This is a genomic window from Streptomyces sp. NPDC005266 (assembly GCF_040607655.1).
Taxonomy (GTDB): Bacteria; Actinomycetota; Actinomycetes; order Streptomycetales; family Streptomycetaceae; genus Streptomyces.
In genome coordinates this window covers 274,331-289,580 of sequence record NZ_JBEXHC010000007.1, presented here as the reverse complement: position 1 = coordinate 289,580, position 15,250 = coordinate 274,331, and the positions used below count along the sequence as shown (strand labels likewise).

Here is a 15,250-nt window from a genome sequence, read left to right as displayed (position 1 = left end):
GACGTGAGCAGCACGGCGATGGTGCGAGGCGCGACCGAGGACGCGGACCCGTTCGGGACCGCGCGGTTGCGGCGCGGCGTGCTGGACGCCTGGGCCGCGTCGCCCGCCCGGTTCCGGGAGGACGCCAACGCGGAGGAGGACTTGGCGCTGGGCGGCCACCGTGACCGGCTGGTCGTCGAACTGGCGCAGAACGCGGCGGACGCCGCCGCCCGCGCCGGGGTGCCCGGCCGGCTCCGGCTGACCCTGCGCCCGGCGACCGACGGTGAGCCGGCCGTGCTGGCGGCGGCCAACACCGGCGCGCCGCTGGACGCCGCCGGGGTCGAGTCGCTGTCCACCCTGCGCGCCTCCGCCAAGCGCGACGAGCCGGCGTGGGAGGCCGGGGCGCCGGGACGGGCCGTGGGGCGGTTCGGTGTCGGGTTCGCGGCGGTGCTCGCGGTGAGCGACGAGCCGGCGGTCGTGGGCCGTTCCGGCGGGGCGCGCTGGTCGCTGGCCGAGGCGCGTGAGCTGGCCCGGCACACCGCCGAGGGCAATCCCGGTCTCGCCGACGAGCTGCGCCGCCGCGACGGCCACGTCCCGCTGCTGCGGCTGCCGCTGCCGACCGAGGGGATCGCGCCGGACGGCTACGACACGGTGGTGGTGCTGCCGCTGCGCGACGGCGCCGCCCTGGACGTGGCGGAGCGGCTGCTGGCCGGGATCGACGACGCGCTGCTGCTCACCCTCCCCGGACTCACCGAGGTCGTCGTCGAGACGGCCGAGGGCACGCGCACGCTGCGGCGTCGCGAGGAGGGCCCGTACACGGTCATCGAGGACAGCGGCGAACGGGGCAAGGGCACCACGCGCTGGCGCACCGAGAGTGCGGGCGGCCGGCTGGACGCCGCGCTGCTCGCCGACCGCCCGGTGGAGGAGCGGTTGCGGCCGGTGTGGTCGGTGACCTGGGCGGTTCCGGTGGACGAGGAGGGCGCGCCGGTGCGGCCCAGCACGGCCCCGGTCGTCCACGCGCCGACGCCGACCGACGAGCCGCTGGGCGTGCCCGCGCTGCTCATCGCGTCCTTCCCGCTGGAGCCCACCCGCCGCCACACGGCCCCCGGGCCGCTCACGGACTTCCTCGTGGATCGGGCGGCCGAGGCGTACGCGGCGCTGCTGCGCGAGTGGCATCCGGTGGGGGTGGGCACGGTCGGGCTCGTCCCGGGCTCGCTGGGCAGGGGTGAGCTGGACGGGGAGCTGCGGCAGCGGGTGCTGGAGCGGTTGCCGAGGGTGCCGTTCCTGCCCAGCGCGGCCTCGCCGGTGCCGGGCGAGGGCGCGGACGCCGCGCCGGACGGCTGGCTGGGCTCGCCGGACGCGCTCGGGCCCGACGCCGCGCAGGGTGGACCCGCGGGCGGACCCGCAGGCGGACCTGCGGGCGGACCCGCGGGCGGACCCGCGGGTGGACCCGCCGGCGGACCCGCGGCGGGGGAGCCGACCCCGGCCCCCGCCCCGGCGACCCCCTCCCCGGCCGACTGGGACGACGACGTGTTCGCGCGCAGCGGTTACGAGGGCGAGCCGTATGCCCTGCGGCCCCGCGACGCCGAGATCGTCGAGGGCGCGGGCGCGGAGACGGTCGAGGTGCTGGCCGAGCTGTTCCCGACGCTGCTGCCCGCCGGGCTCGAGCGCCGCTCCGAGCTGCGGGTGCTGGGCGTGGCCCGGGTGCCGCTGGGCGAGGTGATCGACCGGCTCGCGGGCGTCGAGCGCGCCCCGGCCTGGTGGCGGCGGCTGTACGACTCGCTGGCCGGGACCGATCCGGACCGGCTCAGCGGGCTGCCGGTGCCGCTGGCGGACGGCCGTACGACGATCGGGCCCCGTCAGGTGCTGCTGCCGCTTCCGGGCGAGACCGATGGCGCGGAGACTGAGGCCGGGGTCAGCGAGACCCATCGCACCCTCGCCCGCCTCGGTCTGAAGGTCGCGCATCCGGACGCCGCCCATCCGCTCCTGGAGAAGCTCGGCGCGACCCCCGCCACCCCGCGGGCCGTGCTGACGACTCCCCAGGTCCGGGCCGCCGTCGCGCATTCGCTGGAGGCCGAGGACGAGTACGACCCGTTCGCCGAAGGCGGTGAGGCGCTCGCCGCGGCGCTGGACGCCGACACGCTGGCCGCCACCGTCCTCGGCCTCGTCCAGCAGGCGCGGCTGGCGCCCGGTGACGAACCGTGGCTGGCCGCGCTGGCCCTGCCCGACGAGGACGGCGAGCTGGCCCCCGCCGGTGAACTGGTCCTCCCCGGCAGCGCCTTCGAGCAGGTGATGCGGGAGGGCGAGCTGGCCGCCTGCGACGCCGAGCTGGCCGAGCGCTGGGGCGAGCAGCCGCTGGCCGCTGTCGGCGTGCTGGCGGGGTTCACCCTGGTCCGGGCCGCCGATGTGGTCCTGGACCCGGACGAGCTGGAGCCGCGCGAGGGCGACTACGCCGAACCGGACGACGTCGGGGTGCTCGACGCCGTGGACGTCTGGTGCGAGGACGTGCTGGACCGGCTGCCGGAGACGCCCGTGCCGCCGGTCGCCACCGAGATCGTGGCCGTCCGCGATCTGGACCTGGTCGACGACGACGCCTGGCCGCGCGCCCTGGCCATGCTCGCCCAGCCGCCGCTGCGCGACGCGCTGACCGCCCCGGTGCGCGTCCTGCTGCCGGACGGCACGACCGGGACCGTGCGCTCGTACACCGCCTGGTGGCTGCGCGGCCACCCGGTGCTGGACGGCCGCCGCCCCGCCGGGCTGCGCGCCGCCGGCGGCGATCCGCTGCTGGCCGGGCTGTACGAGGCGGTGGACGCGGCCGGCTTTGAGGACGAGCAGGTGCTGCGGGCGCTGGGCGTACGGACCTCCGTCGCGTCGCTGCTGGACGAGCCGGGCGGCGCGGCCGAACTGCTGGCCCGCCTCGCCGACGACGACCGTGAGGTGACCCCCGCCCAGCTGCACGCGATCTACGGTCAGCTGGCCGACCTCGACCCCGAGCAGGTGACCCTCCCGGACGAGCTGCGCGCCGTCGTGAACGGCGAGCCACGGGTCGTCGACGCGGGCGACACCCTGGTCGCGGACGCGCCGGACCTGATGCCGCTGGCCGAGTCGGACGGCCGCGCGCTGCTGCCCGTACGCCCCACCCGGGCGGCGGACTTGGCGGAGCTGTTCCAGGTGCCCCGGCTGAGCGAGGCATACCCGGCCCGGGTCGTCTCCCAGGGCGACTCGCACGACGTCCCGGAGGCGGTCCGCGAACTCCTGCCGGGCGCGCCGCTGTCGTACGTCGAGTACGAGGAGCTGCTCATCGAGGGCGACATCGAGCTCGACTGGCGCTACACGGACGGCACCCTGCACGCCTCGACGGTCGAGGGCGTCGCGGCCGGTCTGGCCTGGGCCTCGGGCCACTGGTCCCGCCGCTTCGAGGTGGCGGCACTCCTCGAGGATCTCACTCGTACAGAAGAACTGGCCCGGGCACGTTGGTTCGACTAGGCCGGACTGAATATCGGCCTGTCCGGCGTTTGCGTGAAAGGGCTTCTACGGGTGGAGTCGCCCTGCTACGCTCAGTATCAGCGCCCATATTCGGGGGTCGATCATGTCCTGGAGTGAAACTCTTGAGACCCTCTCGGGGGTCCTCATCAAGAAACATTTCCATGCGCATGTGCCAGCGGAAGACAAGGAACTTCCACAGCTTCTGGATTTCCTCGGCCGCATGGACGAGCTCAAGCATGTCCTTCGGCAGAACCCTGTGTCCGACGCGTCACGCAGGGAAAACACCGCCGAGCACTCCTGGCATGTGGCCCTCGCCGCGCTGATTTTCTCGCGTTACGCAGCCGAGCCCGTCGACCCGATGCGTTGTGCCGCCCTCGCGGTGCTGCACGACATCGTGGAGGTTGTCGAGGGGGACACCTTTGTCTACGGGCCGGACGCGCTCACCCGGCAGCGCCGCGAGTTGCAGGCCATCGATGAGCTGCTGGCCCCGCTGCCCGCTCCCGAGCGGGAGTTGCTGGAGAGCGGGTGGCATGAGTACGAATTCACGGAAACGCCCGAGGGGCGTTATGTGATGGCGCTTGACGTGTTACTGCCGATCTTTATGAACCTGACGGCCGGCGAGGAGTCGTCGTGGCGGCGGCACGGGGTCGAGGCCCGTGCGGTCCGCCGCCGCGTGGATCGGGTGAAGGGCGCGGTCCCGGAATTGGCAAGACTGGCGTACGAGGCGATCGACAAGGGCGTGACCCGCGGATTGCTCAGCGCGCCATAACAAGCGGGTGGGGGCATGCTCAGTGCGATTCTTCCGACGTTGACCGCCGTTTTGGGCCTTGCGGCGGGCCTTTTGACACCGTGGTTCACGGATGCCGTGGATTCCCGTAAGCGCCGGAGTGAAAACCAGCGCACTCAATGCGAAGAAATCCTCATGCTCTTCCAGGGAGCCGATGTCGTCCGGACCTTGGTTGAGCCGAGCAGCGCCGTGCGTCGCAGTCTCGTTCTCCGCGCGGTGCGACTGCAGGACGAGCGCGCCCGGCGGGCATGCCAGGACGTCGTGGAATACGCCGCCGGATCGCAGGTCCAGGAAACGGAGTTGCTGGATCTGTGGTCGGCCATGATCCATGAAGTGGCCAGGGTGTACCGGTCCGTGACGTAGCTGTTCCGAGAAACACATCGGGGGGATGACATGACGTCGGACAGGGAAGCCGACCGGGCGCTCGCGGGAGGCCAGGCCGTCCGCGACTCCGGCAATTACTCGGACACGGTCGGCATCACGACCGTCAACACCACCGCGACATCCGTGCAGAGCGCCTTGGGGCAGGCGCTCCGGGAGGCTTCCGACATCACCGTATGCGGCGTCGCCTCACGCGAACTGGTCACCGCCATTCAGGGCATCGCCTCCAGCCAGCGCAGCGCGGGATCCCCCCTGCCGTGGGATTCCTTCCGCTATGTCACCCCGGCGCCGACACTGATTCTGGCCAACCGGGGCCATGTGCGGCTGGGTCCGGTGGTGCAGCGCTGGCAGTCGGCGGTCACGGCGCTGCGCAATTCGGTGCAGCAGTGGCAGACTCCGCATCCGTCCGACGCGGACGGTGCCGCACACCAGCCCGCCTTTCATCTGCTGTCCACGGACACCCTGCATCTCCAGATGACGATGCTGGTGAAGCGCCGGGACACGGGCAGGCATCAGCTGTGGGTGACGGTCGGACCGTCGCTGAGCGCGGCCACCGATGTGCATCTCATCGTCGAGCAGAGCTCCCAGGCATTCGAGCCGGTGGCCCATTTCGTCGAGGACATCGCGGAGAAGGCGACCAACTTCATCACCCGGCAGGTCGCCTGCGAACCTGCGCCCGACGACGCCGCGGAGGTGGGCAATCAGATGCTGGCCGCGGGCACCGAGCCCGCGGACGCCGCGCTGTGGCAGCTGTCGATCCGCACGCTGGAGCCGTACGGGGCGGCCGCCTCGCCCCGTCGCACCTGTCTTCCGGTGGCGATCTGCGTCGTCCGCTCCATGGCCGCGGGGCGGCGGCTGGTGCTGCTCAAGCGGCGCTCCCATATGAACAGCAACGACGACTTCGGCAGGCTGTCGCTGCTCAGCGCGCGGGTCCTGGAGGAGGATGTCGCGGTGGCGCTGGGCGTGGTGCCGTTCATCGACCGCGACTCTTCCGGAGCCATCGACGCGCTGTGGATGGCGGCCCACCGTCCGCCCAGACTGACCGTGTCACGCGGTGCGTTCGTCCATGCCGCGCAGCGGGAACTCTTCTATTCCACGGGCCTGGACATCCCCGAGGACCGGCTGCGCCTGCACGGATTTCAGATCCTGGATCGGGAGGACAGCCGGGAGCAGCTGTTCTTCTGCGTATTCGAGGTGGTTTTGTACCGAAGCCCCGATGATGAGCTCGATCTCGCCAGCCAGTGGAACTCCGGAGACCCCGAGGTGCTTCCCCAGGTCACCGAGTCGGCTCTGTATTCGGGGGCGTACGACGGCCAGTTGAACCGGCTTCTTGTGCGCGGGCAGGACTGGCTGAAAGCGACAGTCTTCTCGCGGACGGTTGGAGTGGAGCCCGATGCACAGTGAGGCAGTGGCCGCGTTCGTCTTTCTGCGGAACGTCCCCCGGTCCCAGGTTCTGGTAGGGATCCGGCGGCCGGAGGTCAACGACCGCCATCCGGGGGTGGTGAGCGTGCCGACGCTCCGCATTCCGGCGGAGCTGGTGCCGCATATGGTGCCGGCGACGGGGGCCGGGGAGGTGATGGCGAACCGGGACCTGCGCGGGCCGCGCCGAAGCTTTGGCACGGCCCGCTCCACGACCACGCCCGAGGGCCTGCTGGTGGAGGCGGTGCTCTCGAAGAAGTTACGCATGGGAGACGCGCTGGAGTCCGGCCTGGTGGCGGGGTGCTGTGCGGTGCGGTGTGTGCTCGGCGGCGAGGTCGACGACCCCACCGGCCGCGACGGCCGCCTGGAGTCCACGCTGATGGTCACCATCGAGGCGGAGCTGGACCACGGCGCCCACCGCGTCCCCGACTCCACCGCGAGCTATTCGGCGCTGTCCTGGGCGGAGCCGATGGAGCTGGCGACCGCCTGGCGTACCCGTGACGGCCAGCGGCTGTTCCCCGACGCCAGCCCGCTGGAGGTGTGCATGCGCGGGCTGTGCGTGCAGTCGGCGGTCCGGGTCATCGAGACGCGGGACGCCCAGGTGGTCTGACCGCCGGAGGGTTATGGCTTGCGGGCGACGCCCGCGAAGATCCATAGGTCCAGGGCCTCCGCCTCGGCCCTGGCCTGCTCACTCTCCGGCTTCCAGCGGTGCGGCATCACCACGCCCGGGTCGACCAGCTCCAGTCCGCCGAAGAACGGAAGGATCTCCTCGCGGGTGCGCCCCTGCACATGGATGCCGCTGCTGCGGTAGAGATTGGTGACCGCGTCCGAGACCCCGGGGCGGGCGTCGATCGAGCCGTGCGAGAGCACGAGATAGCTGCCCGAGGCGAGCGGCTCGACCAGCCTGCGCACGATGTCGAACGGCTTCTGCTCATTGGCGATGAAGTGCATGACCGCATTGAGCGACAGCGCGATCGGCTGGGACATGTCGAGGGTCTCGTGGAGCTCCTCGGCGGCCATGATCGTCTCGGGCTCGGTGATGTCGGCGTGCAGATAGGCCGTGCGGCCCTCGGGAGTGGAGAGCAGCAGGGCCTGGGCGTAGGCCAGCACTATGGGGTCGTTGTCGGCGTAGACGACCCGGGCGTCCGGGGCGACCTCCTGGGCGACCTGGTGCAGATTGGGCTCGGTCGGGATGCCGGTGCCGATGTCCAGGAACTGCCGGATGCCCGACTCCTTCGCGAGCCAGCGGGTGGCCCGGTGCATGAATGACCGGTTGGCGCGGGTCCACGGCTTGACGTCGGGCCAGACCGCCTCGACCTGCTCGGCGGCCTGGGTGTCGACCGCGTAATGCGTCTTACCACCCAGGAAGTAGTCGTACATACGGGCCGAGTGCGGCCTGCTGGTGTCGATCTCGTCGGCGCGAAAGCGGTGACCGGTCATATCCCCCACATTACTGGTGAGTTGGAGGTCATAAGCCGTCAGTTTCCCAACTCGGTTCGCACTGTGGGGCATCCGAAACATTGTGAACGGCTCGTGAAGATCGTACAGTTGTGCCAGTTCCGGCTCCGTCCGCGTCCTAGCGGCGGAGCCCTCATGATGTGTGGGGGATACATGCGCAAGCGCATGAGCACGGGCCGTGCCGTGCTCGCCGTCGCCACCGCCGCCGTCCTCGGCGGTCTCGCCGCGCCCGCGGCGCAGGCGGACGGCTGGGGGGACACAGTGATCACCAAGGTGGCCGTGGGGAACGTCGCGGTCGGCACCACGCAGGCCAAGACCTTCCAGGTCTCGGTCACCGCGTCGGACGACTCCGGCATCAAGGGCGCCGATATGTATCTCGAGGGACCGTCGTACGGCTATCTGCAGCCGACCGGCGCGGTGAAGTGCGTCGAGTCGAGCGCGGATGCCACCACCTCCACCTGCACCGGCACCTTCACCGTGGATCCGCGGGTCGACTTCATCGACAACAGCCCCGCGGGCACGTGGTACGTCAACGCGTGGATCGACGCCAACGACGACGACTACGTCAACGCGGACAAGGCCGGGTCCTTCGCGATGCAGCGGTACTCCAAGCTGACCGTCAACGCCTCGCCCGAGCCGGTCACGAAGGGCAAGACCGTCACCGTCACCGGCGCCCTGACCCGTGCCAACTGGGAGACCGGCAGCTACGCGGGCTACACCGTCCAGCCCGTGAAGCTTGAGTTCCGGAAGAAGAGCAGCGATACCTACACCGCTGTCAAGACGGTGAAGTCCGGCAGCGGCGGCGCGCTCAAGACGACCGTCACCGCCACCCAGGACGGCTGGTTCCGCTGGAATTTCGCGGGCACGAGCACCACCCCGCCGGTCAAGGCGTCCGGCGACTACGTGGACGTGCGCTAGCGGCCGGCGGCCACAGACAGGTGTGCGGGTGCGTGGCAGGAGGGGAGCGCACCCGCCACCCGGGCGGTCAGGCCGCCGGATCGTCGCCGTCACCGGCGATCCGGCGCCAGGCTCCGGGCGCGATCCGGCGCCAGGCTCCGGGCGTCAAGCCAGGCTCGCGGCGTCCAGCCAGGCTCGCGGCGGTGTCCAGCCAGGCTCCCGGCGTCCAGCCACGCTCCCGGCGTCAGAGGGTTGTCATGCCCCCGGCGATGAGCCATCCTGCGTGCGACGGATCGCCGCCTCCCGGGTCCGTACGTACCAGATGCCGATCAGTCCGAGTCCGGCGCCGGCCAGGCAGGTGCCCAGCCACCACAGATGGCCGTGGTCCCGGAACCAGCCGTAGAAGGGGAGCTGAACGAGGAAGAGGACGAACCACGCGATCGTGCCGCCGGTGATGGTGGCGACGACATCGCCCTCCAAGGGCGCCGGCGCCTCGTGCTTGGGGGTCCACTTCGTCATGGGCACAGCTTACGGGGGTGTCCGGGGCGGCTTGGGGAGTGGGTTTGGCGATCCGGCGCTTATAGATTCATACTGAAACAGTCCGGGTCTGAGTTGAATGTCTCGTTCGATCATCCAAAAGAGTCATCCGCGAGGACCCCAGCCAACCGCTCACGCATGACTGAGGTCCCTCCATGCCCCTCTCGGCCACCGGGCCGGTCGACGCCAAGCAGCAGGCCCCTATGCCGCCCAAGAACGGCCTCGACAAGTTCTTCAAGATCAGCGAGCGCGGCTCCTCGGTATCCCGGGAGATCCGCGGCGGACTGGCCACGTTCTTTGCGATGGCCTACATCGTCGTGCTGAATCCGATCATCCTCGGGGCCGGTACGGACAAGTTCGGCCATCAGCTCGACAACGGCCAGCTCGTCACCGCGACCGCCCTGGTGGCGGGCCTGACCACCCTGCTCATGGGGGTCATCGGCAATGTCCCCATCGCGCTCGCGGCCGGCCTGGGCATCAACGCCGTGGTCTCGCTCCAGCTCGCGCCCAAGATGAGCTGGCCGGACGCGATGGGCATGGTGGCCCTGGCCGGTCTGGTGCTGATGATCCTGGTCGCCTCCGGCCTGCGGCAGCGGGTGATGGACGCGATCCCGGGCGGGTTGCGGCGTGCGATCGCGATCGGTATCGGGTTGTTCATCGCCCTGATCGGTCTGGTCGACTCCGGCTTCGTCACCCGTAACCCGGACGCCGCGCACACCACCGTGCCGCTGGGCCTCGGCGTCGCCGGACGGCTCCAGGGCTGGCCGGTGCTGGTCTTCGTGGTCGGCCTCGCGCTCACCTTCATCCTGATCGTCCGCAAGACGCGCGGCGCGATCCTCATCGGCATCGTGACCATGACCGTGGCCGCGGTCGTGATCAACGCCATCGGCAACATCCCGGACGCCGGCTGGGGCCTGACCGTCCCCACCGTGCCCGACAAGATCGTGGACACCCCGGACTTCGGCCTCATCGGCCAGATCAGTCTGTTCGGCGGCTTCCATGAGGTCGGCCTGCTCACCGGGTGCCTGTTCGTCTTCACCGTGCTGCTGTCCGGCTTCTTCGACGCGATGGGCACCATCATCGGCGTCGGCGAGGAGGCCGGGCTGACCGATGAGCGCGGTCAGCTGCCGGGCATGGGCCGGATCCTGATGGTGGACGGTGTCGCGGTCGCGGGTGGTGGCTTCGGCTCGGCCTCCGCCAACACCTGCTTCGTGGAGTCCACGGCGGGCGTCGGCGAGGGGGCGCGTACCGGTCTCGCCAACATCGTCACCGGCGGTCTGTTCCTGCTCGCGCTGGTCTTCACCCCGCTGGCCGAGGTGGTCCCGTCGCAGGCCGCGACCCCCGCGCTGGTCGTCGTCGGCTTCCTGATCATGGCGGCGAACGTGAAGGAGATCGACTGGAGCGACTTCACGATCGCGATCCCGGCCTTCCTGACCATGATCTCGATGCCGTTCACCTACAGCATCACCAACGGGATCGGGCTCGGTGTGCTGGCGTTCCTGCTGCTGCGGGTCGCCACCCGGCGGACCCGGGAGATCCCGTGGCTGCTGGCCGTCGTGGGCCTGTGCTTCCTGGTCTACTTCCTGCTCAACCCGATCGAGCAGGCGCTCGGAGTCGGCTGACGCCGGCCCTGACCCGGGCCCCGGCCCGGCGGCTCCGGCCCCGGCTCTATGCTGAGGCGCTGGGCGAAGCCTTGTGAGTGAGCGTCCCGGACGACATCGTCCGGGACGCTCATTCCCCGTTTCGCGGCATGGGCCGGGGCGCGTCGGCGGCCACGGAGCGTCACTTTCCGGAGTTGGCTCACTCGTTTGGGTTAAATGGGAAACATGGCCGCAACAGGGGTTTCATTAGGCGAGGTAATGAGTTATGCTAAAGACCATGCCGGATCAGTCCCGCCCCCAGCCCTCGGGCGAGGCACCCCGCGACGACGCGGACGTCGTGAACGCCCTGCGGGGCGCCGTGATGCGCCTGTCGCGGAGGCTCAAGCACCAGCGGGTCGACGAGTCGCTCAGCCCGACCGAGATGTCGGTGCTGGGCACGCTGGCCCAGTGCGGCTCCGCGACCCCCGGTGAGCTGGCCCGCAAGGAGCATGTGCAGCCGCCGTCGATGACCCGCATCGTGGCCCTGCTGGAGGCCAAGGGACTGGTCAAGCTGGAGCCGCACCAGGAGGACCGGCGGCAGAAGGTCGTCTCGCCGACCGAGCGGGCGGAGGCCATGCTCGAACAGAGCCGACGCAAGCGCAATGCCTGGCTGGCGGAGCTGGTCGGGGAGCTGACCGAGGACGAGCGGGACGCGCTGCGCGCCGCCGCGCCCGTACTGGAGAAGCTCGCGCACTTGTAGAACCATCGAGCAGCCAGGAGGCGAACGCATTTGAGTACGGGACCCGGAGCAGATTCCGCACCCGCACCGAACCCCCACGCCGACTCCGTACCCGCGCCGAAGCCCGAGCGCACCCGGAGTGGGACCTTCCGTTCCCTGAAGATCCGCAACTACCGGCTCTTCGCGACCGGCGCCATGATCTCCAACACCGGCACCTGGATGTCGCGCATCGCCCAGGACTGGCTGGTCCTCAGCCTCACCGGTTCCTCCACCGCGGTCGGCATCACCACCGCGCTGCAGTTCCTCCCCATGCTCCTCTTCGGTCTGTACGGCGGCGTCATCGCCGACCGGTATCCGCGGCGGCGGCTGCTGCTGGTCACCCAGACGGCACTCGGGCTGTGCGGGCTCGCGCTCGCCGCCCTCACCCTCAGCGGGCATGTCCAGGTCTGGCATGTCTACCTGATCGCCTTCCTGCTCGGCATGGTCACCGTCGTCGACAACCCCACCCGCCAGGTCTTCGTCAACGAGATGGTCGGCCCCAAGGACCTGCGGAACGCGGTCAGCCTCAACTCCGCGAACTTCCAGTCCGCCCGGCTGATCGGCCCGGCGGTCGCCGGTGTGCTGATCACCGCCGTCGGCAGCGGCTGGGCCTTCCTGATCAACGGTCTCTCCTTCGGCGCCCCGCTCATCGGCCTGCTGATGATGCGCACCAGCGAGCTGCACAAGGCCGAGCGCGCCCCGCGCGGCAAGGGACAGCTGCGCGAGGGGCTGCGCTATGTCGCCGAAAACCCCGATCTGTTCTGGCCGATCGTGCTCGTCGGCTTCATCGGGACCTTCGGCTTCAACTTCCCGATCTGGCTGAGCGCCTTCGCGGACGACGTCTTCCACTCCGGTCCCGGCACCTACGGGCTGCTCAACACTCTGATCGCGGCCGGATCGGTGACCGGTGCGCTGCTCGCCGCCCGGCGGGTGGTCGCGCGGCGGCGGCTGCTGGTGATGGCGGCGCTGATGTTCGGCCTGCTGGAGATGGCCGCGGCGGTGACCCCGGTCTTCTGGCTCTTCGCGGCGCTCATGGTGCCGATCGGCGTCTTCAGCCTGACCTTCAACGTGACCGCCAACTCCAGCGTGCAGCTCGCGACCGATCCCGCGATGCGGGGCCGGGTGATGAGCCTGTTCATGATGGTCTTCGTCGGCGGTACACCGATCGGCGGTCCGCTGGTGGGCTGGCTGACCGACGCCTACGGGGCGCGGGTCGGCCTCGCCGCGGGCGGTCTGGTCTCGTCGGCGGCAGCGGCCGCGGTCGGTCTGATCCTGGTCCGGGTCGGCGGGCTGCGGCTGAAGCTGGATCTGCGGCCCGGACGCCCCCATGTGGTCTTCGTCCCGCGCGTACGGGAGGAGCAGCTGGCCACGGCGGTGTGACGCGCGGCCCGCGCGGCCTCCGTACGGGTAAGACTGTTCCGATGAGACTCTTCGCCGCTGTGCTGCCGCCCGACGCGGCCATGGACGAGCTGGCCGCCCGGGTCGAGGCGCTGCGCGCGCTGCCGGGTTCGGACGCGCTGCGCTGGACCGAGCGCGCGGGCTGGCACTTCACCCTCGCCTTCTACGGCGAGGTGGCCGAGGAACTGCTGCCCGAGCTGCACACCCGGCTGGCCCGCGCGGCCCATCGGCATGGCCCCCATGAGCTGCGCTTCGCGGGCGGCGGCCGGTTCTCCGACCGGGTGGTGTGGGTCGGGGTGGACGGGGACAGCGCGGCGCTGGGCCGGCTGGCCGACTCCGCCGAGGCCGGGGCCCGCCGGGCCGGGGTCCCGATGGACCAGCACCGCCCGTATCACCCGCATCTGACCATCGCGCGCAACCGGTCCAGCGTCAGCCTCGCGCCCTATGTGGAGGGGCTCACCGGCTTCGAGGGGCGGACATGGACGGTGCGCGAGCTCAGCCTGGTCCGCAGCCATCCCCCGACGCCGGGCGTCGCCGGGCGGCAGCCGCGGTACGAGGTGATGGCGGACTGGCCGCTGGGCCGCTGAGCCGCCCGGCTAATCTCGGGGTGTGGACCCGAAGACCAGAAACATGATCATGAGCGGCGCGCTGGTGCTGATCCTCGTCGTCGTCGCCGTGGCGGCCGCGGTCCGCGGGTGAGCCCCGCCGGCCGCGGCCGGGCCGTGCCTACCAGGCGAACGCCTCGGGGGACGGGCCCGGGCCCGGGAAGATCTCGTCCAGCGAGGCCAGCAGCTCCTCGCTCAGCGTGAGCTCGGACGCGCGCACCGCCGACTCCAGCTGCCCGGCCGTGCGCGGGCCGACGATCGGGCCGGTCACCCCGGGCCTGGTCAGCAGCCACGCCAGGGCCACCTCGCCGGGCTCCAGGCCGTGCTTGTCCAGCAGGTCCTCATAGGCCTGGATCTGCTCGCGCACGGCGGTGTTCTTCAGCGCGTCGGCGCTGCGCCCGGAGGCGGTGCGGCCCGCGCCGCCCTCCTGCTCCTTGCGGATCGCGCCGCCGAGCAGCCCGCCGTGCAGCGGCGACCAGGGGATGACGCCGAGGCCGTAGGCCTGGGCCGCGGGGATGACCTCCATCTCGGCGCGGCGCTCGGCCAGGTTGTACAGGCACTGCTCGCTGACCAGCCCGTAGGAGCCGCGGCGGTGGGCGGTCTCATTGGCCTTGGCGATATGCCAGCCCGCGTGGTTGGAGGAGCCGACGTAGAGGATCTTGCCCTGCTGGACGAGGACGTCCATGGCCTGCCAGATCTCGTCCCATGGGGTCGAGCGGTCCACGTGGTGGAACTGGTACAGATCGATGTAGTCGGTGCCGAGCCGCTTGAGGCTGGCGTCCACGGCCCGGCGGATGTTGAGGGCCGAGAGCTTGTCGGCGTTGGGCCAGGGCTCACCGTCGGTGCCCATGTTCCCGTACACCTTGGTCGCCAGGACGGTCTTCTCGCGCCGTCCGCCGCCCTGGGCGAACCAGGTCCCGATGATCTCCTCGGTACGGCCCTTGTTCTCGCCCCAGCCGTACACATTGGCGGTGTCGAAGAGGTTGATGCCCGCGCCGAGCGCGGCGTCCATGATCGAGTGGCTGTCGGCCTCATCGGTCTGCGGGCCGAAGTTCATGGTGCCGAGGACCAGTCGGCTGACCTTGAGACCTGTGCGTCCGAGCTGCGTGTACTCCATGGGATCAGCCAAGCCCTTGGAGTGCGCTCTAATCAAGCGGCTGGGCCCCGATGCGCACAGAAGTACCAAAATGCTCGCCGAAAACCCACGGGACCCCGTTTCGACCCCCCGTGCGGTCGAAATGCGGGCCGGTGAATACCCCCGAATTTTGTGCGGCCGCGGAATTACCGGGCGGCGCGGTTCTTCATAAAGCCGAGAACTCCGAGAGCCAGGGCCGGCAGCGCGCCGGCCAGGACCATGTAGAGCCCCGGGCCCGCGGTCATGTCGTACAGCTTGGCGGCCTGATCCGCCGCCTTCTCCGCGACCTTTTCGGGCACTCCTTCGTCATCCGTCAGCTTCTGGACGAGCAGCCGCTTGGGGTCCGCCATGTTGAGGGCGGCGACAATCGCCATGGCCAGCCCCAGGGCCGCGCCGACCAGGTGGAGCGCCGCCTTCCTGGTGACCGTGGCCGTGATGAACAGGGCCGCCGCGACCAGGGCGATGATCAGCGTGATGACGCCGTCCCCGTCGGTGCCCTTGATGCCCCCCAGTGGCGCCCTCGGCGTCGGAGACCACCCAGTTCACCAGGGAGCCGACCAGCGCGATAGACCGAGCCGGCGATGGCGAGGATCGCGATCCGCTTGGACGGCGCGGCCGGCGCCGCGTCGCCGCCCGGTGCGCCGGCGGAATGCCCGGGCGGCGCGGTTTGCGCATAAGAGGATTGACTGAATTGGCTCATGGGCAGGACCGTAAGCGGGGCCTTTCTGGACTGCAATGCCGCCGCCCGCTATGCCGCTAATGGCCGATAAATTTCCCGCCGAAATAATCCCGGGATGAGCTCAGGTAATC

The 15,250-nt window shown here is 70.6% G+C and carries 14 protein-coding genes; 10 read left to right on the top strand and 4 right to left on the bottom strand.

Features of this window, described 5'->3' with window-relative positions; all coding sequences use genetic code 11:
* Positions 1 to 18: 18 nt before the first annotated feature.
* The 5 genes from ABZU99_RS16910 to ABZU99_RS16890 all read left to right on the top strand — a co-directional run bounded on the left by ABZU99_RS16910 (position 19) and on the right by ABZU99_RS16890 (position 6,662).
* Positions 19 to 3,465: a molecular chaperone Hsp90 gene (locus ABZU99_RS16910; protein ID WP_356045853.1), complete on the top strand. Its 3,447-nt coding sequence runs from the start codon at positions 19 to 21 to the stop codon at positions 3,463 to 3,465.
* A 103-nt stretch (positions 3,466 to 3,568) separates the two neighbouring features.
* Positions 3,569 to 4,234, top strand: a complete 666-nt coding sequence (locus ABZU99_RS16905) for an HD domain-containing protein (RefSeq protein WP_355948806.1) — start codon at positions 3,569 to 3,571, stop codon at positions 4,232 to 4,234.
* Positions 4,235 to 4,249: 15 nt separating this feature from the next.
* Complete coding sequence (locus ABZU99_RS16900) at positions 4,250 to 4,615, top strand: hypothetical protein (protein ID WP_355948803.1); 366 nt, start codon at positions 4,250 to 4,252, stop codon at positions 4,613 to 4,615.
* Positions 4,616 to 4,645: 30 nt separating this feature from the next.
* Complete coding sequence (locus ABZU99_RS16895) at positions 4,646 to 6,037, top strand: hypothetical protein (protein ID WP_356045728.1); 1,392 nt, start codon at positions 4,646 to 4,648, stop codon at positions 6,035 to 6,037.
* A complete protein-coding gene (locus ABZU99_RS16890; RefSeq protein ID WP_356045729.1) occupies positions 6,027 to 6,662 on the top strand; it encodes a hypothetical protein in 636 nt (211 codons plus the stop codon). The genes ABZU99_RS16895 and ABZU99_RS16890 overlap by 11 nt, the downstream gene beginning before the upstream one ends.
* A gap of 11 nt (positions 6,663 to 6,673) precedes the next feature.
* Here ABZU99_RS16890 and ABZU99_RS16885 read toward each other — a convergent pair whose 3' ends face one another.
* Positions 6,674 to 7,492: an SAM-dependent methyltransferase gene (locus ABZU99_RS16885; RefSeq protein WP_356045731.1), complete on the bottom strand. Its 819-nt coding sequence runs from the start codon at positions 7,490 to 7,492 to the stop codon at positions 6,674 to 6,676.
* A 183-nt stretch (positions 7,493 to 7,675) separates the two neighbouring features.
* On the opposite strand from ABZU99_RS16885, the gene ABZU99_RS16880 reads away from it, so the two are divergent.
* Positions 7,676 to 8,428 (top strand): calcium-binding protein, encoded by a 753-nt coding sequence (locus tag ABZU99_RS16880; RefSeq protein WP_356045733.1) that lies wholly within the window; start codon positions 7,676 to 7,678, stop codon positions 8,426 to 8,428.
* A gap of 234 nt (positions 8,429 to 8,662) precedes the next feature.
* On the opposite strand, the gene ABZU99_RS16875 is transcribed toward ABZU99_RS16880, so the two are convergent.
* Positions 8,663 to 8,926, bottom strand: coding sequence for a DUF2530 domain-containing protein (locus ABZU99_RS16875; protein ID WP_356045735.1), 264 nt, complete (start codon positions 8,924 to 8,926; stop codon positions 8,663 to 8,665).
* A gap of 173 nt (positions 8,927 to 9,099) precedes the next feature.
* Here ABZU99_RS16875 and ABZU99_RS16870 point away from each other — a divergent pair, with 173 nt between their 5' ends.
* The 4 genes from ABZU99_RS16870 (at position 9,100) to thpR (ending at position 13,287) form a co-directional block, all read left to right on the top strand.
* Complete coding sequence (locus tag ABZU99_RS16870) at positions 9,100 to 10,566, top strand: NCS2 family permease (protein WP_355948787.1); 1,467 nt, start codon at positions 9,100 to 9,102, stop codon at positions 10,564 to 10,566.
* A 256-nt stretch (positions 10,567 to 10,822) separates the two neighbouring features.
* Positions 10,823 to 11,284, top strand: coding sequence for a MarR family transcriptional regulator (locus ABZU99_RS16865; protein WP_355948785.1), 462 nt, complete (start codon positions 10,823 to 10,825; stop codon positions 11,282 to 11,284).
* 30 nt (positions 11,285 to 11,314) lie between these two features.
* A complete protein-coding gene (locus ABZU99_RS16860) occupies positions 11,315 to 12,682 on the top strand; it encodes an MFS transporter (protein ID WP_355948783.1) in 1,368 nt (455 codons plus the stop codon).
* Between the two features lie 41 nt (positions 12,683 to 12,723).
* The gene (gene thpR / locus ABZU99_RS16855) at positions 12,724 to 13,287 is read left to right on the top strand and encodes an RNA 2',3'-cyclic phosphodiesterase (protein WP_355948780.1); all 564 of its coding nucleotides are present in this window, start codon (positions 12,724 to 12,726) and stop codon (positions 13,285 to 13,287) included.
* Positions 13,288 to 13,426: 139 nt separating this feature from the next.
* Here the strand turns inward: thpR and ABZU99_RS16850 are convergent, their stop codons facing one another.
* Both ABZU99_RS16850 and ABZU99_RS16845 read right to left on the bottom strand, forming a co-directional pair.
* Positions 13,427 to 14,422 carry an aldo/keto reductase gene (locus ABZU99_RS16850; RefSeq protein ID WP_356045738.1) on the bottom strand — a complete coding sequence of 332 codons (996 nt, stop codon included), beginning with the start codon at positions 14,420 to 14,422 and terminating at the stop codon, positions 13,427 to 13,429.
* A 164-nt stretch (positions 14,423 to 14,586) separates the two neighbouring features.
* Entirely contained in the window at positions 14,587 to 14,814 is a 228-nt protein-coding gene (locus ABZU99_RS16845; RefSeq protein WP_355948775.1) for a hypothetical protein, read from the bottom strand.
* Positions 14,815 to 15,250: the final 436 nt, after the last annotated feature.

Excerpts from the sequence above, each read along its gene's own strand:
- ABZU99_RS16895 (WP_356045728.1), top strand. The coding sequence starts at position 4,646 with ATGACGTCGGACAGGGAAGCCGACCGGGCGCTCGCGGGAGGCCAGGCC.
- ABZU99_RS16905 (WP_355948806.1), top strand. The coding sequence starts at position 3,569 with ATGTCCTGGAGTGAAACTCTTGAGACCCTCTCGGGGGTCCTCATCAAG.
- ABZU99_RS16865 (WP_355948785.1), top strand. The coding sequence starts at position 10,823 with ATGCCGGATCAGTCCCGCCCCCAGCCCTCGGGCGAGGCACCCCGCGAC.
- ABZU99_RS16870 (WP_355948787.1), top strand. The coding sequence starts at position 9,100 with ATGCCCCTCTCGGCCACCGGGCCGGTCGACGCCAAGCAGCAGGCCCCT.
- ABZU99_RS16880 (WP_356045733.1), top strand. The coding sequence starts at position 7,676 with ATGAGCACGGGCCGTGCCGTGCTCGCCGTCGCCACCGCCGCCGTCCTC.
- ABZU99_RS16890 (WP_356045729.1), top strand. The coding sequence starts at position 6,027 with ATGCACAGTGAGGCAGTGGCCGCGTTCGTCTTTCTGCGGAACGTCCCC.
- ABZU99_RS16900 (WP_355948803.1), top strand. The coding sequence starts at position 4,250 with ATGCTCAGTGCGATTCTTCCGACGTTGACCGCCGTTTTGGGCCTTGCG.
- ABZU99_RS16875 (WP_356045735.1), bottom strand. The coding sequence starts at position 8,926 with ATGACGAAGTGGACCCCCAAGCACGAGGCGCCGGCGCCCTTGGAGGGC.
- ABZU99_RS16845 (WP_355948775.1), bottom strand. The coding sequence starts at position 14,814 with ATGGCGATTGTCGCCGCCCTCAACATGGCGGACCCCAAGCGGCTGCTC.
- thpR (WP_355948780.1), top strand. The coding sequence starts at position 12,724 with ATGAGACTCTTCGCCGCTGTGCTGCCGCCCGACGCGGCCATGGACGAG.
- ABZU99_RS16910 (WP_356045853.1), top strand. The coding sequence starts at position 19 with ATGGTGCGAGGCGCGACCGAGGACGCGGACCCGTTCGGGACCGCGCGG.
- ABZU99_RS16850 (WP_356045738.1), bottom strand. The coding sequence starts at position 14,422 with ATGGAGTACACGCAGCTCGGACGCACAGGTCTCAAGGTCAGCCGACTG.
- ABZU99_RS16885 (WP_356045731.1), bottom strand. The coding sequence starts at position 7,492 with ATGACCGGTCACCGCTTTCGCGCCGACGAGATCGACACCAGCAGGCCG.